At 71.9% G+C, this 20,304-nt stretch carries 20 protein-coding genes; 9 read left to right on the top strand and 11 right to left on the bottom strand.

Translation table 11 applies throughout. The features are described from left to right. Positions 1 to 41: 41 nt before the first annotated feature. From OM076_RS11760 to OM076_RS11740, 5 genes are read right to left on the bottom strand one after another with little or no spacing between them, the layout of a single operon-like run. Positions 42 to 1,034 (bottom strand): DUF4253 domain-containing protein, encoded by a 993-nt coding sequence (locus tag OM076_RS11760; RefSeq protein ID WP_270040080.1) that lies wholly within the window; start codon positions 1,032 to 1,034, stop codon positions 42 to 44. A 48-nt stretch (positions 1,035 to 1,082) separates the two neighbouring features. Next, entirely contained in the window at positions 1,083 to 2,306 is a 1,224-nt protein-coding gene (locus OM076_RS11755) for an RNA polymerase sigma factor (RefSeq protein WP_270040079.1), read from the bottom strand. Between the two features lie 4 nt (positions 2,307 to 2,310). Then, the gene (locus OM076_RS11750) at positions 2,311 to 2,658 is read right to left on the bottom strand and encodes a YciI family protein (RefSeq protein WP_270040078.1); all 348 of its coding nucleotides are present in this window, start codon (positions 2,656 to 2,658) and stop codon (positions 2,311 to 2,313) included. A 51-nt stretch (positions 2,659 to 2,709) separates the two neighbouring features. Next, positions 2,710 to 3,765, bottom strand: coding sequence for a sensor histidine kinase (locus OM076_RS11745; RefSeq protein WP_270040076.1), 1,056 nt, complete (start codon positions 3,763 to 3,765; stop codon positions 2,710 to 2,712). Continuing rightward, positions 3,735 to 4,427, bottom strand: a complete 693-nt coding sequence (locus OM076_RS11740; protein ID WP_270040074.1) for a response regulator — start codon at positions 4,425 to 4,427, stop codon at positions 3,735 to 3,737. Before OM076_RS11740 ends, OM076_RS11745 begins: the two co-directional genes overlap by 31 nt. A gap of 59 nt (positions 4,428 to 4,486) precedes the next feature. On the opposite strand from OM076_RS11740, the gene OM076_RS11735 reads away from it, so the two are divergent. Both OM076_RS11735 and OM076_RS11730 read left to right on the top strand, forming a co-directional pair. Continuing rightward, positions 4,487 to 5,122, top strand: a complete 636-nt coding sequence (locus OM076_RS11735; RefSeq protein WP_270040073.1) for a pentapeptide repeat-containing protein — start codon at positions 4,487 to 4,489, stop codon at positions 5,120 to 5,122. Positions 5,123 to 5,125: 3 nt separating this feature from the next. Continuing rightward, positions 5,126 to 6,988: an MDR family MFS transporter gene (locus OM076_RS11730; RefSeq protein WP_270040072.1), complete on the top strand. Its 1,863-nt coding sequence runs from the start codon at positions 5,126 to 5,128 to the stop codon at positions 6,986 to 6,988. 370 nt (positions 6,989 to 7,358) lie between these two features. Here OM076_RS11730 and OM076_RS11725 read toward each other — a convergent pair whose 3' ends face one another. Continuing rightward, positions 7,359 to 7,637, bottom strand: coding sequence for a hypothetical protein (locus tag OM076_RS11725; protein ID WP_270040071.1), 279 nt, complete (start codon positions 7,635 to 7,637; stop codon positions 7,359 to 7,361). A gap of 11 nt (positions 7,638 to 7,648) precedes the next feature. Then, positions 7,649 to 9,283, bottom strand: a complete 1,635-nt coding sequence (locus OM076_RS11720) for an ABC-F family ATP-binding cassette domain-containing protein (protein WP_270040070.1) — start codon at positions 9,281 to 9,283, stop codon at positions 7,649 to 7,651. A gap of 97 nt (positions 9,284 to 9,380) precedes the next feature. Here OM076_RS11720 and OM076_RS11715 point away from each other — a divergent pair, with 97 nt between their 5' ends. Further along, positions 9,381 to 9,587: a hypothetical protein gene (locus OM076_RS11715; protein ID WP_270040069.1), complete on the top strand. Its 207-nt coding sequence runs from the start codon at positions 9,381 to 9,383 to the stop codon at positions 9,585 to 9,587. Positions 9,588 to 9,775: 188 nt separating this feature from the next. Further along, complete coding sequence (locus OM076_RS11710; protein WP_270040068.1) at positions 9,776 to 11,443, top strand: DEAD/DEAH box helicase; 1,668 nt, start codon at positions 9,776 to 9,778, stop codon at positions 11,441 to 11,443. Between the two features lie 234 nt (positions 11,444 to 11,677). On the opposite strand, the gene OM076_RS11705 is transcribed toward OM076_RS11710, so the two are convergent. After that, the gene (locus OM076_RS11705) at positions 11,678 to 12,631 is read right to left on the bottom strand and encodes a hypothetical protein (protein ID WP_270040067.1); all 954 of its coding nucleotides are present in this window, start codon (positions 12,629 to 12,631) and stop codon (positions 11,678 to 11,680) included. Between the two features lie 76 nt (positions 12,632 to 12,707). Then, positions 12,708 to 14,171: an MFS transporter gene (locus tag OM076_RS11700; protein WP_270040066.1), complete on the bottom strand. Its 1,464-nt coding sequence runs from the start codon at positions 14,169 to 14,171 to the stop codon at positions 12,708 to 12,710. Positions 14,172 to 14,278: 107 nt separating this feature from the next. Here OM076_RS11700 and OM076_RS11695 point away from each other — a divergent pair, with 107 nt between their 5' ends. After that, positions 14,279 to 14,932: a TetR/AcrR family transcriptional regulator gene (locus tag OM076_RS11695; protein WP_270040065.1), complete on the top strand. Its 654-nt coding sequence runs from the start codon at positions 14,279 to 14,281 to the stop codon at positions 14,930 to 14,932. On the opposite strand, the gene OM076_RS11690 is transcribed toward OM076_RS11695, so the two are convergent. Further along, on the bottom strand, positions 14,929 to 15,351 hold the full coding sequence (locus OM076_RS11690; RefSeq protein WP_270040064.1) for a cupin domain-containing protein: 423 nt from the start codon (positions 15,349 to 15,351) through the stop codon (positions 14,929 to 14,931). The two genes, OM076_RS11695 and OM076_RS11690, sit on opposite strands and share 4 nt — an antisense overlap. A 40-nt stretch (positions 15,352 to 15,391) precedes the next feature. Between OM076_RS11690 and larA the strand changes: the two genes are divergently transcribed. From larA to OM076_RS11670, 4 genes are read left to right on the top strand one after another with little or no spacing between them, the layout of a single operon-like run. After that, entirely contained in the window at positions 15,392 to 16,645 is a 1,254-nt protein-coding gene (gene larA, locus OM076_RS11685; protein WP_270040063.1) for a nickel-dependent lactate racemase, read from the top strand. After that, the gene (locus OM076_RS11680) at positions 16,642 to 17,841 is read left to right on the top strand and encodes a magnesium transporter CorA family protein (protein ID WP_270040062.1); all 1,200 of its coding nucleotides are present in this window, start codon (positions 16,642 to 16,644) and stop codon (positions 17,839 to 17,841) included. The genes larA and OM076_RS11680 overlap by 4 nt, the downstream gene beginning before the upstream one ends. Beyond that, positions 17,838 to 18,881 (top strand): MBL fold metallo-hydrolase, encoded by a 1,044-nt coding sequence (locus OM076_RS11675; protein WP_270040061.1) that lies wholly within the window; start codon positions 17,838 to 17,840, stop codon positions 18,879 to 18,881. Before OM076_RS11680 ends, OM076_RS11675 begins: the two co-directional genes overlap by 4 nt. Further along, entirely contained in the window at positions 18,878 to 19,633 is a 756-nt protein-coding gene (locus tag OM076_RS11670) for a hydroxypyruvate isomerase family protein (RefSeq protein ID WP_270040060.1), read from the top strand. The genes OM076_RS11675 and OM076_RS11670 overlap by 4 nt, the downstream gene beginning before the upstream one ends. Here the strand turns inward: OM076_RS11670 and OM076_RS11665 are convergent. Then, a complete protein-coding gene (locus tag OM076_RS11665; protein ID WP_270040059.1) occupies positions 19,630 to 20,274 on the bottom strand; it encodes an FMN-dependent NADH-azoreductase in 645 nt (214 codons plus the stop codon). The genes OM076_RS11670 and OM076_RS11665 overlap by 4 nt on opposite strands. Positions 20,275 to 20,304: the final 30 nt, after the last annotated feature.

Genomic DNA, 20,304 nt, shown 5'->3' with positions numbered 1-20,304 from the left:
GAACGTGACCGGAGCGTGAATAACTCGTGACAAAAGGTCTGTCAGTGCCAGCCGAACTCCAACTGGGTGCTCGTCATCAGGTCAAGCGCGAGCTGGGACTCGTCGATCGCCGCGTCCGGGATGAACGCGTTGTGCTCGCGAGCGAGGAGCGCCGCGTCCTCGCGGCGCGGTGGGGCGGGCACGGACAGCGTGAGTCCGCCGCTTTCGACGCCGGTCACGACCGCGCCGAAGCGCTCCTCCCAAGAACGGGCGACCGCGGTCAGCTCCGCGTCGCTCATGTAGTCCGTGGCGATGAACCCGCCGAGGAGGCTGAGGACGTCGGCCGGCCGGTTGACCGGCACGAGCAGCAGGGCGTACTGATCGGCCGGCGAGTCGTCGAAGGCGGCGAACGGATCGGCCGCGCGCTTCGGCTGGGTCGGCGCGCCCGCGGCCAGCCGCTCGACGCGCGGGTCGAGTCCGCGCAGGACCCGCAAGACGTCGACACCGTTCGCGCGGGCGGGGTCCTCGAGGCGTGTCAGCGTGCGGTCCGGCTCGTCGATGAGCCTCGACAGCACCGGCCACAGGCCGGTCTGGGGGAACTTCGCGGCGAGCCGCGCCGCGATCACCGTCGGGTTGTCCACGGGCACGTCGGTCGCCCAATAGGACGGGCAGCGGCTGCCGGCCGGTAGGGAGACGCCGCCGACGACCGCGCGCCCGTCAGGCGGCAGCTCACCGGTGCGAGCAGCGAAGAACGGGATCGGGTGGACGGGAGCGGCGACCGTCCGCCGCGGAAGCGGGTCGAGCTTCAGCTTGGCGACTGACTCCGCCAGTTCGCACCCGGGAGACGGCACCACCGGCTCCGGCGATGCCTCCGGCACCATCCTCCAGCCGTGCTTCTCGCATTCGGCCCGGAACGCTTCGCGCGCTTCGCTCGAGACGTTCGTCTGGGCTTTGATCCGCGCGTCGAGCTCGCCGCACGTCGGCAGGCCGGTGACGACGCCGCCGGATGACGGGTGCCTGGCCAGGTGCACCGCCAGGAACGCGACCACGATCACGCCGGCGACGCGCCCCCACGGGCTGTTCAGCCGCCGCGCGCCTCAGATTCACGGTTCATTCATCGGCGGGCTCAGTCTGGTCTTGAGGAAATCGCGGGCGGCTGCGTTTTCCGTCCGTTCGATGGCGGCCGCGTAGGCCTCCTCGGCCTCGTGGCCGCGGTCCAGGCGGCGCAGCAGCTCCGCGCGGGTGGCGTGGAAGAGGTGGTACCGGTCGAGGCCCTCGAGCGCGTCGATCTCCTCCAGCGCCGTCCGCGGCCCGCGCGTCTCGGCGAGCGCGATCGCGCGGTTGAGCCGGACGACGGGCGTCGGCGTGAACGCGAGCAGCTGGTCGTAGAGCGCGACGATCTGGTGCCAGTCGGTCGGCGGCGGGTCGCTGTGGACGGCGTTGATCGCGGCCTGGATCTGGTACGGGCCGGGCTGGTCGCGGCGCAGCAGGCGGCGCACGAGCGCCTGACCCTCGTCGATCTGGCCGCTGTTCCAGCGCGTGCGGTCCTGGTCGCGCAGGCGCACCAGCGCGCCGTAGGGGCTCGTGCGGGCGGCCCGGCGGGCGTCGATCAGCAACAGCAGCGCGAGCAGGCCCAGCACCTCCGGCTCGTCGGGCATCAGCTCGGCCAGCAGGCGGGCGAGGCGCAGCGCCTCGTTGCACAGGTCCTCGCGCACGAGCTCTGCCCCGGTGCTCGCGCTGTAGCCCTCGTTGAAGATCAGATAGACGACCGCCAGGACCGGCTTCAGCCGCGCGGGAAGATCGGCCTCGCTCGGGATGCGGTACGGGATCTTCGCGTCGCGGATCTTGGCCTTGGCGCGCACGATCCGCTGCGCCATCGTCGGCTCCGGGACGAGGAACGCGCGGGCGATCTCCGGCGTCGTGAGCCCGCCCAGCAGCCGCAGCGTCAGCCCTACCTGGGCGGGCGTGGCCAGCGACGGATGGCAGCAGGTGAAGATCAGGCGCAGGCGGTCATCGCGCACGGCACCCTCCTCGTCCGCCGCCGCAGCCGCCGGGTCCGGCTGGCCGGCCGCAGCCAGCGCGAGCGCCTGCGTCTCGCGCTCGTCGCGCGTCGCCTCGCGCCGGAAGCGGTCGATCCCGCGATGGCGCGCCGTCGTGATGATCCAGCCGGCCGGGCTGGGCGGAAGCCCAGCCTCGGGCCAGCGGCGGACCGCTTCGGCGAACGCGTCTTGCACCGCTTCCTCGGCGACGTCGATGTCACCGAACACGCGGACCAGGACGGCCACCGCGCGGCCGTACTCCTCGCGGAAGACACGTTCGACGTCCAACGCCTTAGAACACGTGGGCGACGGGGCGGACCTCGATCGGCAGCGTGCTCGCCTTGGCCAGCTTGCCGGCCCACCCCAGCGCCGCGTCGAGGTCCTCGGCCTCGATCAGCGTGAAGCCGCCGATGTGCTCGTTGGCCTCGACGAACGGGCCGTCGGTCAGCAGCGGCTCGCCGTCGGCATGGCGCACGACCGTCGCGGTGTCGGCGAAGTGCAGCCCGGCCGCGAAGACCCACGCGCCGGCGGCCTTCATCTCCCCGTTGAGCCGGTCGATGTCGTGCATGATCGGCCCGAGGGTCTCGGCGTCCGGCGCGGGGCCGTCGGGCTGGATCAGGTTGAGCAGGTACTGGGGCATCTGGTCGCTCCTTGAGTAGAGGCTTTCACTCTCTACACGAACGGCCGCGCCTCAAATCGACACCGGCAGCCGAAAACGCACGCGGGTGCCGACTTCGGCCTCCTCGAGCCAGATCTGGCCGCCGTGGGCCTCGACGATCGCGCGCGAGATCGCCAGGCCGAGGCCCGCACCCGGCGCCGTGCGCGACGCGTCCACCCGGTAGAACGGCTCGAACACCCGCTCACGCTGGTCGGCCGCGATGCCGCTCCCGGTGTCGGCGACCTCGACCTCGACGCCGCCCTTGACGCCTTCCGCGCGCACGGTGACGCTGCCATCCGGCGGCGTGTGGTGGATCGCGTTCTGGATCAGGTTGAAGAGCACGCGCTGCAGTTGCTCGTGGTTGCCCTGGGACGGATGCAGCGGCGGGCGCAGCTCCGCGCGCACGGCGACGCTGCCGGCGTCGGCGGAGGGTTGCATCGCCTCGACCGCGTCGGAGACGAGCTCGTCCATGCGCACCCGCTCCATCGTCCACGCGATGTCCTTGGCCTCCAGGCGGGTGAGGTCGAAGAGATCGTCGATCAGCGCGCCGAGGGCGCGGACGTGGGTGTTCATTCGCGCCGCGTACTCGCGCCGCTTGGCGTCCTCGACGACCTCGTCGTCGATCGCTGTCGCCAGCAGCCTGAGCGCGGTGAGTGGCGTGCGCAGGTCGTGGCTGACGGCGGCGAACAGCTCGCGCCGCATCCGCTCCTCGCGATCGAGGTCGGCGAGCGCGCGCAGGCCGATCGGGCGGGCGATCCAGAAGACCAGCGCGGCGGCGAAGACCACGAGCAGGATCGTCATCAGCGCGTCGTGGCTGGAGACGAACATCAGGTTCACGAACAGGGCGACCACCGCGCCCAGCGCGACCATCCCGAGCACCGTCACCGCGATGAACTGGCCGCGCAGGCCGCCGGGGCGGCGGGCCGCGATCACCTCCCCCGCGAGCACGGTGAGGATCGCGACGGGCGCCACGATCGTCAGCGTGAGCCGCGCGCCGTGGGCGTCGTAGACGACGAGGACGACGGCGCTGACGGCGAGCGAGAGCGCGAGCGCGAAGCTCAGGGAGCGAAGCGGTACCCGACGCCCCATACCGTCTCGATCCAGCGCGGCTTCTCCGGGTCGGTCTCGAGCTTGGCCCGCAGCCGCCGGATGTGGACCGTGACCGTCGAGGTGTCCGAGTAGAACGCGTACTTCCACACGTGGTCCATCAGCTGCTCGCGCGTGAACGCCTGCTGCGGGTGACGCGCGAGGAAGAGCAGCAGGTCGAACTCGCGCGCGGTCAGCTGCACCGGCTCGCCGTCGCGGCGTACCGCGCGCCCCGCGGGGTCGATCTCGAGGTTCTCGAACGTCAGCGCGGGCTCGCCGACGGCGACGTGGTCCACGCGCCGCAGCACGGCGTCGACGCGGGCGACGAGCTCGGCGGGCGAGAACGGCTTGACCACGTAGTCGTCGGCGCCGAGCCGCAGGCCGATCACGCGATCGGCCTCCGCGCCCTTGGCGGTCAGCAGGATGATCGCGCTCTTGCGGTCCGGCCGGTCACGCACGCGCCGCATCACCTCGAGCCCGTCGATGCCGGGCAGCATCAGGTCGAGCACGATCAGGTCGGGGGACTTCTCGCCGACGGCGTCCATCGCGGCGAAGCCGTCCGACGCGGCGCGGGTCTCGTAGCCGGCGCGCTGCAGGTAGGCCGAGACGACTTCGCGGATCGTCGGTTCGTCATCGACCACCAGGACGGATCCGCGTACGTGCATCCGACCATTGTGATGCGGCGCACGACACTCTGAGACGAGTTCAGGAATTGTTCAGGACCGTGCCCGCCCCGCCGGACGTGATCGAGGAGGACCTGACGCCGTGGTCGGGTGAGCTGGCCTCGCAGTTCGACATCGAGGACGCGCTGGTCACGGGCGACTTCGCCGAGGTCCGGGCCGCGGGCGGGCGGGTGCGCCACTCGCGGCTGGAGCGCGTCGTGCTCACCGGCGCGCGGCTGCGATCGCTGTCGCTGGTGGACGTCGAGTTGGTCGGGTGCGAGGCGTCGGGCGCCGATCTGGCGGGCGCGCGGCTGCGGCGGGTGGTGTTCTCCGGCGGGCGGTTCGCGGGAACGCAGTTCGTCGACGCAGAGCTCGACGACGTCGTCTTCCGCGGCTGCAAGCTGACGCTCGCGACCTTTCACTCCTCGCGGCTGCGCGAGGTGGTCTTCGTGGGCTGCGAGCTCGACGAGGCCTTCCTCGGGCGCGGCACGATGCAGGCCGTCCGCTTCGAGGACTGCCGACTGGTGCGGGCCGACTTCAGTGGTGCCAACTTGAAGCGGGTGGACCTGCGCGGGTCAGAGCTCGATCCGGCGGGCGACGTGGCTGGCCTGCGCGGTGCGATGATCGACTCCACGCAGCTCGCGGGTCTTGCCGGGCACCTGGCCCAGGCCGCCGGCATCCGCGTTGACGACGACTGATTGATGCCGACAGAGACCCTCGACCGCCGCCGGACCCTGGTGGTGATCAGCGGGCTGATGCTGGTGATGCTGCTCGCGTCGCTGGATCAGACGATCGTCTCGACCGCGCTGCCGACGATCGTCAAGGAGCTCGGCGGACTCGAGCACCTCTCGTGGGTCGTGACCGCGTACCTGCTGGCGGTCACCGCCGTCACGCCGCTGTACGGCAAGCTCGGCGATCTCTTCGGCCGCAAGATCGTGCTCCAGGGCGCACTGCTGCTGTTCCTCGCGGGGTCGGCGTTGTGCGGTCTGGCGCAGGGCATGACCGAGCTGATCGCGTTCCGCTTCATCCAGGGGCTCGGCGGCGGCGGGCTGATGGTCAGCGCGCAGGCGGCGGTCGGCGACGTCGTCCCGCCGGCCGACCGCGGCCGCTACACCGGGCTGTTCGGGGCCGTCTTCGGGGTCTCCTCGATCGCCGGCCCGGTGCTCGGCGGGTTCCTGACGACGCACGTCTCGTGGCGGTCGATCTTCTACGTGAACCTCCCGCTCGGCGTGCTCGCGCTGATCGTGCTGGCGGTGACGCTGCCGTCCATGACCGAGCGCCGCTCGCACAAGATCGACTACGCGGGCACGGTGCTGCTGGCGGCCGGGCTCAGCGCGATCATTCTGATGACGACGCTCGGCGGGAACACGTATGACTGGGCCTCGGTCCAGATCGTCGGGATGGGCGTCGTCGGCGTCGCCTGCCTCATCGCGCTCACCTTCGTCGAGCGGCGCGCCGCCGAGCCGATCCTGCCGCCGGCGCTGTTCCGCAACCGCGTGTTCGTCGTGACCTCGGCGGTCGGCTTCGTCGTCGGCTTCGGGTTGTTCGGCGCGCTGACCTACCTGCCGCTGTTCCAGCAGACCGTCCGCGGGCTCTCCCCCACCGCGTCGGGCCTCCAGCTCTTGCCGGTGATGGGCGGCCTGCTGGTCTCCTCGATCGTCTCCGGGCAGGTGATCGCGCGGACGGGCCGCTACCGGCCGTTCCCGATCGCCGGCACCGCGATCGCCGCCCTCGGGCTGTGGCTGCTCTCGTCGCTGGACGAGACCACCGGCTCCGGCGTCGCCGCGTTCCACATGCTCATCCTCGGCCTCGGCCTCGGGCTGGTGATGCAGGTCCTCGTGCTGGTGGTCCAGAACTCCGTCCCCTACGACATGCTCGGCGTCGCCACGTCCGGGTCGACGCTCTTCCGCTCGATCGGCGGCTCGCTCGGCACCGCGATCCTCGGCGCGATCTTCTCCGGCCGGCTGGCCGCCGAGACCGCTGCCGGCGACCCGCAGGTCACCGCGTTCGTCGACTCGCTGCACGTGGTCTTCCTCGTCGCGACCGCGGTCATGGGCGTCGCGTTCCTGCTCAGCTGGCTGATCCCGCAGCAGCCGCTGCGCAAGTCCGTCGATCCCACCGTGGTCGGTGACACGCTCGGCGGCCCGGTCGACACGGACTCGCTGCGTGAGCTCACCCGCTGCCTGAGCCGCGCGGCCGGCCGCGAGCGGACGCTCGCGTTCATGCGCGGCGTGGTGGAGCGGGCAGGTCTGGACCTCTCCCCCAGTGCGTCCTGGGCGCTGGTGCGATTGGGCGCGCCCGAGGCGCCGTCGGTCGCCGACCTCGCGGCGTTGCCCCACGTGCGCACCGACAAGCTCGCGCTGGCGATGGGCGAGCTGCGCGACGGCGGGCTCGTCGCGGGCGATCGGGTCACGCCGGCGGGCGTGGAGATGCGCGTACGGCTGGTGGACGCCCGCACCGAAGCGCTGCGCGAGCTGATCGACGACTGGGAGCCCGATCGCTTCCCGGAGCTCGACCCGCTCCTGCGCCGCCTGGCCGTCGAGCTCAGCCCCGTGCCGGCCTAGAGTGCCGAAAGTCAGCTGCGCCGGTCGCGGTCGCCGTGGTCGACCGTGCGCGCTTGAGGGAAAGATCGCGGGTTTCGATCAGGTTCGCACTGGTCGAGTTGGCGCGCTGGTGGGGGTGATGAACATTTGCGTCCTCACAGGACGCATTTGTTCGTCACCCCCTCGCGCATGACTTCGTTGCTCGCCGAAACCGATCACCGCAAGGCCCGGCGCGGATGGGGGTGTCAGCACCACGCCCGTAATTGTCGGTATCCCAGCACGGCACTTCGACCCCAACAGAGCCGAGCGCCGAGCGGACCCACGGCAGCCCGGAACGGGTGGCACTGCCACTCCCCCCTCCCCCACCCGGCGCAGTTGACTTTCAACCCGCCTAGAGCGCTGAAGCGACCTCGCGCACGAACGGCTCGACCGCCGGCCACTGCTCCCCGGTGGCCCACAGGTTGAAGCCGCCGCCGCGCTTGTTCGGCCGGCACGTGAACCACACCTCGCGGCGGCCCTTGCGGTCGGGGCCGTCGACCTCGACGTGGAGCATCCCGACGATCATCCGCTCGGTGGTGGAGGTGCGCTCGGAGAACTTCTCCAGGACGTGCCCGTCGAAGGTGACGATCACGTGGCCTTGAACCGTGTCGGCGTGCGAGAGATCGGGCATGCGCGCGCACGCTACCGGTGGGTCGCGGAAGCCGCTCCGAGGTCGATCGTGCGGTCGAGCTTGACCGCCTGCAGCAGTTCGCGGTCGTGGGTGACCAGCAGCAGCGTGCCGTCGTAGGCGTCCAGGGCGGTCTCGAGCTGCTCGATCGCGGGCAGGTCGAGGTGGTTGGTCGGCTCGTCGAGCACGAGCCAGTTCGCGCCGGAGGCCATCAGCAGCGCGAGGCTCGCGCGGGTCCGCTCGCCCGGGGAGAGGCTGCGCGCCGCGCGCGAGACCTCGTCGCGCTCGAGCCCGAACTTGGCCAGCAGCGACCGGGCCTCCTGCTGTTGCAGGCCGCTCTGCTCGACGAAGGCGTCGATCAGCGTGTGCGTGCCGTCGAAGCCCGCGCGGGCCTGGTCGAGCGTGCCGATCCGGACGCCCGGGCCGATCCAGCGCGTGCCCGCCGCGAGCGGCGCGGTGCCGATCAGGCCCTCGACGAGCGTGGTCTTGCCGGACCCGTTCGGGCCGACCAGCGCGACCCGCTCGCCCCAGGCCAGCTCGAGGTCGAGCGGGCCGAGGGTGAAGGTGCCGCGCCGGATCTCCGCGCCGTCGAGCCGGACGGTGACGTCGCCGGAGCGCTCCCCGCCGCCGAAGCGCAGCTGCAGCTCCCAGCGCTTCCAGGGCTTCTCGACGACCTCCAGGCGCTCGATCGCCTTCTCGCTCGCGCGGACCTTGGAGGCCTGCTTCTCCGAGCGCTCGGCGGCGCGGTTGCGCACGAACTTGTCCTTCTCGCCGCCCGCGGAGGCCTTGGCGCGCCGCACTCCGCGATCCGCCCACTGGCGCTGCGTGTGCGCGCGGTCGGTCAGCCGGTCGCGTTGCGCCGAGAAGGTGTCGTACCGCTCCTCGTGGTGGCGGGCGGCGGTCGCGCGCAGCTCGAGGTAGCCCGCCCAGCCGCCGCCGTACTCGGCGGCGGTGTGGGCGATCTCGTCGATCTCGAGCACGCGGGTGACCGTGCGCGCGAGGAACGCGCGGTCGTGGGAGACGATCACGGCGCCGCCGGGGCGCTCGGCCACGAAGCGCTCCAGGCGGGCGAGGCCGTCGAAGTCGAGGTCGTTGGTGGGCTCGTCGAGCAGCAGGACGTCGAAGCGCGACAGCAGGATCGCGGCCAGCGAGGCGCGCGCGGCCTGGCCGCCCGAGAGCGCCACGACCTCCAGGTCGAGCAGTTTCACGTCGAGGCCGAGGTCGCGCAGGACGGCCTCGGCGCGCTGCTCGAGGTCGGCGCCGCCGAGGTTCAGCCAGGCCTCGAACGCCTCGGCATACCGGTCCGCGGCGCCGGCCTCGTCGGTCGCCAGGCCGGCGGTGGCGGCCTGCACGCGGGCGTCGGCGTCCGCCACGCCGGTGCGCCGCGCGAGGTAGTGCTGCAGCGTCTCGCCCGGCGCGCGATCAGGCTCCTGCGGGAGGTAACCGGCGGTGCCGGCGGTCAGCCGGACGTCGCCCCGGTCCGGGCGGTCCAGGCCCGCCAGCAGGCGTAGGAGCGTCGATTTGCCCGCGCCGTTGGGCCCGACGACGCCGAGCACGTCGCCCGGCGCCACGGTGAGCGAGACGCCGGCGAGGATCGCGGCCGCGCCGTGCGCCTTGTGCAAGTTCTGGGCGATGAGCGTTCCGGCCATGACTGCAGCGTACGAGCAGGCTTTGGACGAATGTCTAACGGAAGCGCTCGGACTTTTGCTTGACGTCGCCCCTGGGCTCGTCTACCGTCGAACGAACATGAACGCAAGGTTGGTCACCTCGCATCACGAATACACGGTCCCCGAAGTTCGCGAGCTCGCACCGCTCGCGCACTCGCCGTCACCGACGGTCGCCGAGACCCGCCGCGCATTGTCGCAGCGGGACCTCGTCGCCGCCTCGTTGCTGGCGTGCCCGGACCGCTCAGGCACTCCCGTGCCCAAGCGGAACGCGCACAACGGACTTTAGGCGTAGGACACGCGCAGGCCGAACCCGGCGGAGCCGGGCGGCCAGCGGTCGTTGTCGTCGCGTCGATTGCGGAAGCGCTGGATGAGCTTGGTCATAGCTCTGATGGTGCCTGCGCGGGCGCGTCCGTCCAACGAGGCAGTCACCCCTAACAGGGTGCGGCTGCCCGGTCTTCTATCCCTAGGGACAACATGACGACGACGTTCGCCGATCTCCACCTGCGGCCCGAGCTGCTCGAGGCGCTCACCTCCCTCGGCTACGAGGAGCCGACGCCGATCCAGCGCGAGGCGATCGGCCCGCTGCTCGCCGGCCGTGACCTGCTCGGTCAGGCGGCGACGGGCACCGGCAAGACGGCCGCTTTCGCGCTCCCGCTCCTGCAGCAGCTCGGCGAGGATCGCAGCGGCGTGCCGTCCGCGCTGGTCCTGGTTCCCACGCGCGAGCTCGCCGTCCAGGTCTCCCAGGCACTGCATCGCTACGGCCGCGGCATCGGCGCGCGGGTCGTCCCGATCTACGGCGGCCAGCCGATCACCCGCCAGCTCGGGGCGCTGACGCGCGGCGTGGACATCGTCGTCGCCACCCCCGGCCGCGCGCTGGATCACGTGGCGCGGCGCTCGCTGAAGCTCGACGAGCTCAAGACCGTCGTGCTCGACGAGGCCGACGAGATGCTCGACATGGGCTTCGCCGACGACCTCGAGGCGCTCTTCGACGCGACGCCCGACACCCGCCAGACCGTGCTCTTCAGCGCCACGATGGCGCCGAAGATCGCGCAGATGGCCCGCCGGCGCCTGCGCGACCCCGAGCGGATCACGATCGATCGCGAGCCGTCGAGCAGCGAGGGCCAGCTCGTCCGCCAGTCCGCCTACGTCGTGGCGCGCGCGTACAAGCCCGCCGCCTTGGGCCGGGTGCTGGACGTCGAGTCCCCGACCGCGGCGATCGTCTTCTGCCGCACGCGCGCGGAGGTCGACCAGCTCTCAGAGACCCTGAACGGCCGCGGCTACCGCGCCGAGGCGCTGCACGGCGGGATGACGCAGGACCAGCGCGATCGCGTCATGTCGCGCCTGCGCAACGAGATCTCCGACCTGATCGTCGCCACCGACGTCGCCGCCCGCGGCCTCGACATCGACCAGCTCACCCACGTCGTCAACTACGACGTGCCGTCGGACCCCGACTCCTACACCCACCGGATCGGCCGCGTCGGGCGCGCCGGGCGCGAGGGCGTCGCGATCACGCTCGCCGAGCCGCGCGAGCACCGGATGCTCAAGACGATCGAGCGCGTCACCAAGCAGAAGATCACGATCGAGAAGCTCCCGACGGTCGCCGACCTGCGCGCCCGCCGCCTCGAGCTCACCCGCTCGGCGATCGAGGAGACCCTCGTCGAGGGAGTGGACCTCGAGCGCTTCCGCGTCGTCGTCGACGCGCTGGCGGGCGAGCACGACGTCGTCGAGATCGCCCTCGCCGCGATCAAGCTCGCGCACGAGGCCGCCGGCTCGCCCGACGAGGACGAGGAGGAGATCCCCGAGGTCAAGCCCCGCGGGCCGGAACGCGAGCGCGGCGGCACGCACGGCGGCGTTCGTCCCGGTCGCGAGCGCGATCCTCGCGCCTCGCGCGTGTTCGTCGGCGCCGGCCGCACCATGGGCGTGCGCCCGAGCGACCTGGTCGGCGCCATCACCGGCGAGTCCAGCGTGTCGGGCCGCGAGATCGGCGCGATCGAGGTCTCCGACCGCTTCTCGCTGATCGAGGTGCCCGAGGCGCGGATCGACGAGGTCATCGCCGCCCTGCGCGGGTCGACGATCAAGGGCAAGAAGGCGACCGTGCGGCGCGACCGCCCGGGCCCGCCGCCGCCGCGCAAGCGCCGCTAACGCCGCGGGAGTTGGCTTTTGGAGGGCCGCTGCCGCGGCTCCGGTGAGGGGAGGGGGAGTGGCGCACCCTCCGTTGCTGCCTGCCGTCGTCCGCCGCTCGGCGCGGCTCTGTTGCCCGAAATCTCGCGCCGGGACACCGTGAGGAGCCGCGAGCCGAGCGGGTCCACGGCAGCCCGGGACGAGTGGCACTGCCACTCCCCCTCCCCCACCCGGCGCAGTTGACGTTCGTCCCGCCTAGTGGCGCTGCTTGATCGACGTCTCGAAGGCCGTGATCCGCCCGGCGCGGGTCACGACGGTCGCCGTGACGTCGGCGCTGCCGATCCGGAGCTTCGCGAGCCGGAAGCGCTGGTCGGCGCCGAGCTTGGCGAGTTGCGGGTCGAGGTAGTGCGCGAGCTCGATCGTATCCCCCACCCGCACGTAGGCGTTCGCGGGGTGCTCGCGGTCCTCGGAGTCGGGCGAGAGGCGCCAGGGCTCCCCCATCGTCAGCTTCGTCACGGCGCCTGACGCGCATGCCGTCGCCTTCAGCGCGAGCTTCGTCCACGTGGCGCCGCAGCGCGTCCGGCGCGGCTTGCCGAAGGCCCGCGTCATGTCCCGCAGCTTCGGCTTGGAGCCGGAGGCGGTCGGCGGGCCGGTGCGATCGATCGAGAACAGCCCGAACCCGCCGCCGTTGACCTCGCTCTTCGAGCTCAAGTAGATCGACGCGCCGATCGAGTCGTACTCGTGGGTCGCATTGCGAAAGACGCTGAAGACCAGATCCGGCGATGGCCGGTAGCCCGACGGCGGGCCGGCGCACTCCTCGCGCAGGTCACGGACGACCGCTTCCGGGACGAGCTCGAGCAGCCCGTTCTTCCCGCTGCAGGGTGGAATGCGCGACGCCTCGGTGGAGCCGACGATCGCCCAGTCGGTCGCGGTCGCGCTGGAGCGGTGCGCCCACACACCTCGGCCGCGGAACGCCGCGCCGCCCTGCGACGCGTCGCCGCAGCCGGCGGTGACCCTCCCCCACGTCCCGTCGTCGGTCACGAGCGGGAGGCTGACCGAATGCTCGGCAAGGGTGCACTCGGCGTCGATCTTCGCGATCAGCCCGTTGAGGGCGGCGCTCTCGTCGGCGGTCGGGATCCGCGCGGCGGACGCGGGTGCGGCGAGGACGAGCGTCGCGACCGTGCTTGCTAGCCAGCGGGAGAGCTTCACGCCCGCGAACCCTAGCCTCCCCGGTGGTCACTCATCCCCGCTGGAGGGGGATAAGTGACCACTTCACCCGGAGGGGCTAGTGCGCGAGGACCGGCTCGGCGGCCTGGGACGGCGCCAGCTGCGGCACGCCGCCGCGCAGGACGAGCGCCGAGAGGATCGCGCCGGCGGCGAAGATCGCGGCCGAGAAGTAGAACGCGGTGGTGTAGCCGTGGACGGCGGCCGCGGCCATCGCGGCCTGGCTGGTGCCATGGTCGACCGCGTAGCTGGTGACGGCGCTACCGGCGAGCGTCGAGAGCAGCGCGGTGCCGACCGACCCGCCGACCTGCTGGCTGGTGTTGACCATCGCCGAGGCGACGCCCGCGTCGCTGTTGGCGACGCCGACCGTCGCGGTGCTGAAGGCCGGGGCGAACACGAGGCCGAGGCCGACGCCGAGCAGCACGAGGCCCGGGAGGATGTGGGCGGCGTAGGTGGAGTCGACGGTCAGCTGCGCGAAGAACAGCATCGCGCCCGAGGCGAACGTCATGCCGGTCAGGACCAGCGGCTTCGCCCCGATCCGCGGGACCAGGCGGGTCGTCGCGGTGGTGGCGGTCGCGATGATCGCCGCCGACATCGGCAGGAACGCCAGGCCGGACTGGATCGGCGAGAAGCCGAGCGTGTTCTGCAGGTAGAAGGTCAGGAACAGGAAGACACCGAACATGCCCGCGCCGGCCAGGCCCATCGCCAGGTAGGCGCCACCGCGCATGCGGTTGAGCACGATCCGCAGCGGCAGCAGCGGGTTCTTCGAGCGCTGCTGGATCAGGATGAAGCTCGTCAGCAGGATCGCGGACGCGGAGAGCATCGCGATCGTCAGCGGGTCGCCCCAGCTGGTGGTCTCGGCGTGCGAGAAGCCGTAGACGAGGGCGAACAGGCCGGTCGAAGCGGTGATCGTGCCCGGGATGTCCAGGCGCGGGCGGTGCTCCGGCACGACGGTGTGCAGCAGCGAGTACGCGGCGACCGCGGCCGGGATCGCGAACAGCAGGTTCACGTAGAGGCACCAGCGCCATGAGGCGTACTCGGTCAGCAGGCCGCCGAGGAGCAGGCCGACCGCGGCGCCGCCGCCGGCGATCGCGCCGAAGATGCCGAACGCCTTGGCACGCTCGCCAGGGTTCGTGAAGGTGGTGGTCAGCAGGCCGAGGGCGGCAGGAGCAAGGAGTGCGCCGAAGACGCCCTGCGCGGCGCGGGCGCCGACGAGCACGCCGAAGCTCTGGGCGGTGCCGCCGATCGCGGAAGCGACGGCGAAGCCGAGCAGGCCGGCGATGAAGGTGCGCTTGCGGCCGAAGAGGTCGCCGATGCGGCCGCCGAGCAGCAGCAGGGAGCCGAACGCGAGCGCGTAGGCGGTGACGACCCACTGGCGCGACTCGTTGGAGAACTCGAGCGACTTCTGGGCCGACGGGAGGGCGATGTTCACGATCGTCGCGTCGAGCACGACCATCAGCTGAGCGATGCCGAGCACCGCCAGGATGGCCCAGCGACGGGCGTGGTGAGGATTCTGGTGAGGCATGTGACGGGGAGCTTTCGGGGAGGAAGTGGAGATGATCTCTCTAGTTTCTTCGGCAAAGTTAGCACGAACTGGAGATATTTCCTCCGCTTCCGACTATTGTGTGCGACATGTCCTCTCTCGCCCCCACCGATCGGCCGCTGCGCAAGGACGCCGAGCGCAACCGACTCCGCATCCTCGACGCCGCCGGTGAGCTGTTCGCGCAGCGCGGGCTGGGCGTGACGCTGGACGACATCGCCCGCCACGCCGGCGTGGGCGTCGGCACCGTCTACCGGCGCTTCGCGGACAAGGAGCTCCTGATCGACGCGCTCTTCGAGCAGCGCCTGGCGTCGATGTGCGCGATCGCGTCCGCGGCGCTCGAGCAGGAGGACCCGTGGGACGGGTTCGTGTACTTCTTCGAGAAGGGGTCGGAGCTGCAGGCGCGCGACCGCGGCCTCAAGGAGCTGCTGACCTGCAGCGCCCACGGCGGCGGGTGCGTCACCGAGGCGCGCAAGCGGCTGCGCGTGCTGGTGACGGAGGTCTTCGACCGCGCCAAGGCCGCGGGCGTCGTGCGCGCCGACGCCGAACCGCTCGACGCGCCGCTGATCCAGTTCATGGTCGGCGCCGTGATGGACCGCTCGCGCGACGTCGAGCCGGAGCTGTGGCGCCGCTACCTGCAGCTCGTGCTCGACGGCCTGCGCCCGTGCGCGGCCACGCCGCTGCCGGTCCCGGCGCTCGGCGTCGAGAAGCTCGACGCCGTCCTGCGCCGCCCCGCGCCCCGCTAGCTCTCGCGCGTCTGCGCGGCGTCCGGTGACGCCTCCCAGAACTCGTCGATCTTGGTCGCGTCGCCGTGGCCGAGCTGCTTGGAGATCGCCCACAGCTCGACCGGCTCGTCGCCCTCGTTGCGGTGCGAGCGCGCCGTCTTCGGCGCGACGCGGATCGCGCTGCCCGCTGAGAGCTTGTGGACGTCGTCGCCCGCGCGGAAGGTGATCGTCCCGCGCGTCACGAGATAGATCTCCTCGATCTCGTCGTGGAAGTGCCCGGTCCCCTGCTCGAAGTCCGAATGGGGCGGGACGCGGATCAGCGTCAGCGCGACCTGTTCGGCGCCCAGCGCGGGCGTCAGCCGGCGGAACTCGCCGGGGACGTCGGTGCCCTCGTAGTGGTCGGTGACGTCGTCGGCGTTCACGATCGAGTACTCGCTCATGCCGTAGAGACTGCCCGGTTCGCCTAGAGTTCGCGCCTCGATGAAGGTGCGCTTGGCGTATGGAGCGGGAGGGCTCGAGGTCGAGCTGCCTCAAGAGCGGACGACCGTGGTCGAGCCCGCCTACCACGCGGGCGCCGCCGACGAGGCCGCGGTGCTGCGGGACGCGCTGCGCGCCCCCGTCGCCGGGCCGCCGCTCAGCGAACTGGCGCGCCCGGGTATGAAGGTCGCGATCTCGATGTGCGACGGCACGCGGGCGCAGCCGCGCGACAAGATGATCCCGGCGGTGCTCGACGAGCTGGGCGTGCCGGATCAGGACGTGGTGATCCTCGTCGCGACCGGCACCCACCGCGGCAACACCGACGAAGAGCTCCGGGCGATGCTGGGCGACGAGCTCGTCGAGCGGGTGCGGGTGGTCAACCACGACGCGCGCGACAAGGACTCGCTCGTCTTCCTCGGCGAGCACGGGAACGGCGTGCCGGTGTGGATCAACCGCCTCTGGGTCGAGGCCGACCTGCGGATCACGACCGGGTTCGTCGAGCCGCACTTCTTCGCCGGCTTCAGCGGCGGGCCGAAGCTCGTCACCCCCGGGCTCGCAGGTCTGGACACGGTCCTGGTGCTCCACAACGCCGCCCGGATCGGCGACCCGAAGGCCACGTGGGGCGTGCTCGAGGACAATCCCGTCCACCGGGACATCAGAGCCGCATGTGGCGCTGCGCCGCCCCACTTTACGTTCGACGTCATCTTGAACCGTGAGCAGCGGGTGATCGAGGCGTTCGCGGGAGAACTCGGCCCGATGCACGCGGCCGCGTGCGCGGCGGCCCAGCGCTTCGCGATGCGGGCGGTACCCGAGCCGTTCGACGTGGTCGTCACGAGCAACTCCGGCTATCCGCTCGACCAGAACCTCTACCAGGCGGTCAAGGGCATGTCGGCGGCGGCCAAGGTCGTCAAGCCGGGCGGGTTGATCGTGTGCGCCGCCGAGTGCCGCGACGGGTTCCCGGGCCACGGCTCCTACCGGCAGCTGCTCGAGTCCAGCGCCTCCCCGCGCGACTTCCTGCGCCAGATCGGCCAGTCCGACCACGTCACGCCGGACCAGTGGCAGGTCCAGATCCAGGCGAACATCCAGGACCACGCGCGCGTCGTGATGCACACCGGGCACCTCTCCGACGACGAGCTGCGCTCGGTCCATCTCGAGCAGACCCGCGACATCGCCGCGACCGTCGCGGCCGCGGGCTCGAGCGCGTCGGTGTGCGTCCTCCCCGAAGGCCCACAGACGATCGCTTACATCGGGGCATGACCTCCGACGGCACCTGGATGCCGATGACCGCGGTGCTGCACGAGTTCGGGGAGCGCCAGCTCACGCCCGCCGCGCGCGAGCGGATCGCGGCGGCGCTTGACGCCCGCGGCCTCGTCGCCGACCCGGACATCGCGACGATCGAGCGCTCCCAGCTCATCCGCCTGCTCCCGCGCGAGCACGAGCAGGCGGGGCTGGTGGTGCGGTCGGTAACGCGCTGGCGCGAGACGGACTGGTTCGATCTCGCCACCGGCGAGGCCGGCGGGACGCTCCCGCCTGGCTTCGACGCAGCGCTGCTCGACGAGCTGCGCCGCCCGAACGAGCGCCCGTCCCTGCACCCGCTCGGCGGCGGCGTCTGGAGGCTGTCGACGGTCGCACTGCAGACGCGCGAGGACGGCGACGCCGCGAGCACGGCGGGCACGGTGTGCGTGCTGTCGGTCGAGCTCGTCGTCGGCCCGGACTGGATCGTGTCGTGCTGGAACGGGCTCGCCACCGAGGCGCCGGCCAGCGTGCTGGAGACCGTCCGCGAGGTGTGGGAGGCGCACCCCGACGCACGCTCCCCGTACACGCTGGCGACGATCTTCCTCGCCGCCTGCGCGATCGAGTACGCCGACGTGATCGAGACACTCGACGCGTGGTATGACCAGTGGCAGCTCGCCCACCACGACCCCGGGCAGGAGATCGGCCGCGACACGCTCTTCGATCTGCGCCGGATGGTGATCGACCTGCGCCGCCAGGTGGGGCCGCTGCTCGAGCTGCTGGACAAGCTGCGTGACGAGTGGCCCGCGCCCGAGGGCGACGAGCGGGCGTTCACCCACGCGCTCGACCACGCCGAGCGGCGCACGTTCGCCACGCTGAAGGCGCTCGAGCACTTCGCCGAGACCCTGCACTCGGCGTTCGGCATCCTCGCCGCGCAGGACACCGAGCGCCAGCGCGCCCAGACCGACCGGCTCCACGACCGCCTCGACATCGTCAGCGCGGTCTTCCTCGTGCCGGCGCTGATCGCGGGCATCTACGGCGCCAACACGGCGATCCCCGGCGGCGGGAGCTGGTGGGGCTTCATCGCGATGTGCGTCCTGATGTTCCTCGGCATCGCGCTCGCGCTGCTCTACCTCGGCAAGTTCCCGTACGAGCCGCTGATGCGGCGCTGGCCGCAGAGCCTGCGCCGCAAGCGGCACCCTAGACTCAGTGGTCAGTGACGGCGATACGTGATGCTTGGACGCGGCCGGGGGTGTACGAGGTCGCGACCGGTGTCCACCGCATCGTCCTCCCGCTCCCCGGCGACGGCCTGAAGGCCGTCGACGTCTACGCGATCGAGGACGGCGAGGGCCTCGCGCTCGTCGACACCGGCTGGCGCCATCCCGGCCTGGTCGAAGCCCTGACGGACGGGTTCGCGGCGCTCGACGCGACGCTCGCGGACCTCACCGCGATCGTCTGCACCCACTCCCACTACGACCACTACGGGCTCGCCGCGGAGCTGCGGTCGCTGAGCGGCGCGCCGGTGCTGCTCGGCGAGCAGGAGCGGCTGAACCTCGACGTCGCGCTCGATCGGGACCTGTGGGACCGCGACAAGCTGCAGCGCGGCGCGCAGCTGCGCCTGCACGGCGCGGGCTCGCTGGCCGAGACGCTGGCACGCGCGGACTTCACGTTCGAGCAGGTCCAGGAGCGGGGGTTCGTCTCGCTGCCGGACCGGTGGGTGGCCGATGGTGAGCGGATCACGCTGGGCAGCGGGCGGGTGCTCGAGGCGCGACTGACGCCCGGCCACTCCCGCGGGCACCTGATGTACCTCGACGCGGAGGCGGGCGTGCTGTTCGCGGGCGACCACGTGCTCCCCCACATCACGCCCTCGATCGGGTTCGAGGCGTTCTCCGACGGCCACGGCCTCGAGGCGTTCCTGGCCTCGCTGACCGCGTCTCGCGACCTGCCGGTGGCGGTCGTCGCGCCCGGGCACGGGCCGGTGTTCGGCGATCTCGCCGGCCGCGTCGACGAGCTGCTCGCCCATCACGAGCGGCGGCTGGCGGCGTGCGTGGCGATCCTCGCCGCCGACGGACCCGCGCCCGCGGCCGAGGTGGCGGCGAAGCTCACGTGGACGCGCCACGAACGCGCCTTCGACACGCTGAACCTCTTCAACCGCATGCTGGCGACGACCGAGACGATCACCCACCTCGAGCTGCTCGCGACGCGCGGCTCGCTCCTGCGCGCGCCCGACGGCGAGATCCTGCGCTACGCCCTCCCGTGACGCCGCGCTTCGCCGCCAACGTCTCGATCCTCTTCACCGAGTGGCCGTTCCTGGAGCGCTTTGGCGCCGCGGCGGCGGCCGGGTTCGACGCGGTCGAGTTCTGGTGGCCGGAGCAGCCGCTGGAGGCGGTGGCCGAGGCGGCGCGCGGGCACGAGGTCGTGCTGATCAACTTCGACGGCGGCGCCCTGGCAGCGGGCGAGCGAGGGTACCTCAATGATCCCGCGCGCGAGGAACGCTGGCGCGCGCACGTGCCGGAGGCCGTGGCGTTCGCGCGCACCGTCGGCTGCGGGCAGATGAACGCGCTCGTCGGGCTCGCCTTGCCGGAGGTGCCGCGCGCGGAGCAGCTCGCGCGGGCGGTCGAGCAGGTGCGCTTCGCGGCCCGCGCCGCAGCGCCGATCACGGTCCTGATCGAAGCGATCAACACGCTCGATCACGGGCCGTACCTGGTGTCCAGCACCGCCGAGGCGGCAGCGTTCGCTCGCGCCGTCGGCGAGCCGAACGTCGCGCTGCAGTTCGACGTGTTCCACATGGCGCGGATGGGCGAGGACGTCTTCGCCGCGCTGCGCGAGCACATCGACGTCATCGCCCACGTCCAGATCGCCGATCACCCCGGCCGCGGTGAGCCGGGGAGCGGATCGCTGGACTTCGACGCCCTGTACGCGCTCCTCGACGAGCTCGGCTACGACGGTTGGGTCAGCGCCGAGTACCGGCCGACGGGCGCCACCGAGGCGTCGCTCAGCTGGTTGCGTTAAGCGGCGACCGGAGTCCAGAGCGCGTCGATCTCCCGCTCTGCCGCGGCCAGGCTCTCCGCCGCCAGCGGGCGCAGGTCGGCCATGCGGGGGTCGACCTCGGCCAACGTGAGCTCGGCCGTGATGACGGTCGTCGGCTCGAGGCCCGTGTACGCGAGGCCGTGCGGGAGCCAGGACTGCGCGTGGTCCCACCCTTCGCGCGGGGTGCCCGGCGCGTAGCCACCGCCGCGGGCGGCGAGCACGATGAGGTCGCGGCCGCCGAGCAGCCCCGTGTGCGTCTCCGGGTCGACCGACAGGCCGGCCGCGACGAGATGGTCGACCCACGCCTTGACGCTGCTCGGCGCGCCGAAGTTGTAGACGGGCAGCGCGAGCAGGATCGTGTCGGCCTGCTTGACCTCGTCGATCAGCTCGGCGCTGAGCGCGTGCGACTCCGCCTGGGCGGGCGTGTGCTGATCGGGCGGGACCATCCGGGCGAGGCCGGTGTCGGTCGTGAAGTGCGGGACCGGATCGGCGGCAAGATCGCGATAGGTGACGGTGCCGTCGGGATGCGCGGCGCGCCAGTTCGCCGCGGCGCGCGCGGTCAGCCGGCGGCTGACGGAACGGTCTCCCTGGACGCTCGAGTCGATCTGGAGGAGGTGGGGCATGGTGGTTGGTCCTTGCAATATCGTTTGTGT

Source organism: Solirubrobacter ginsenosidimutans (genome assembly GCF_027587205.1).
The sequence above is the reverse complement of the archived record's forward strand: the minus strand, read 5'-3'. Positions and strand labels throughout refer to the sequence as shown.

Coding starts and splice junctions, on each gene's coding strand:
- OM076_RS11750 (WP_270040078.1), bottom strand. CDS start 2,658: ATGCCCCAGTACCTGCTCAACCTGATCCAGCCCGACGGCCCCGCGCCG.
- OM076_RS11745 (WP_270040076.1), bottom strand. CDS start 3,765: ATGGGGCGTCGGGTACCGCTTCGCTCCCTGAGCTTCGCGCTCGCGCTC.
- OM076_RS11740 (WP_270040074.1), bottom strand. CDS start 4,427: ATGCACGTACGCGGATCCGTCCTGGTGGTCGATGACGAACCGACGATC.
- OM076_RS11730 (WP_270040072.1), top strand. CDS start 5,126: ATGCCGACAGAGACCCTCGACCGCCGCCGGACCCTGGTGGTGATCAGC.
- OM076_RS11725 (WP_270040071.1), bottom strand. CDS start 7,637: ATGCCCGATCTCTCGCACGCCGACACGGTTCAAGGCCACGTGATCGTC.
- OM076_RS11720 (WP_270040070.1), bottom strand. CDS start 9,283: ATGGCCGGAACGCTCATCGCCCAGAACTTGCACAAGGCGCACGGCGCG.
- OM076_RS11715 (WP_270040069.1), top strand. CDS start 9,381: ATGAACGCAAGGTTGGTCACCTCGCATCACGAATACACGGTCCCCGAA.
- OM076_RS11710 (WP_270040068.1), top strand. CDS start 9,776: ATGACGACGACGTTCGCCGATCTCCACCTGCGGCCCGAGCTGCTCGAG.
- OM076_RS11700 (WP_270040066.1), bottom strand. CDS start 14,171: ATGCCTCACCAGAATCCTCACCACGCCCGTCGCTGGGCCATCCTGGCG.
- OM076_RS11695 (WP_270040065.1), top strand. CDS start 14,279: ATGTCCTCTCTCGCCCCCACCGATCGGCCGCTGCGCAAGGACGCCGAG.
- OM076_RS11690 (WP_270040064.1), bottom strand. CDS start 15,351: ATGAGCGAGTACTCGATCGTGAACGCCGACGACGTCACCGACCACTAC.
- larA (WP_270040063.1), top strand. CDS start 15,392: ATGAAGGTGCGCTTGGCGTATGGAGCGGGAGGGCTCGAGGTCGAGCTG.
- OM076_RS11680 (WP_270040062.1), top strand. CDS start 16,642: ATGACCTCCGACGGCACCTGGATGCCGATGACCGCGGTGCTGCACGAG.
- OM076_RS11665 (WP_270040059.1), bottom strand. CDS start 20,274: ATGCCCCACCTCCTCCAGATCGACTCGAGCGTCCAGGGAGACCGTTCC.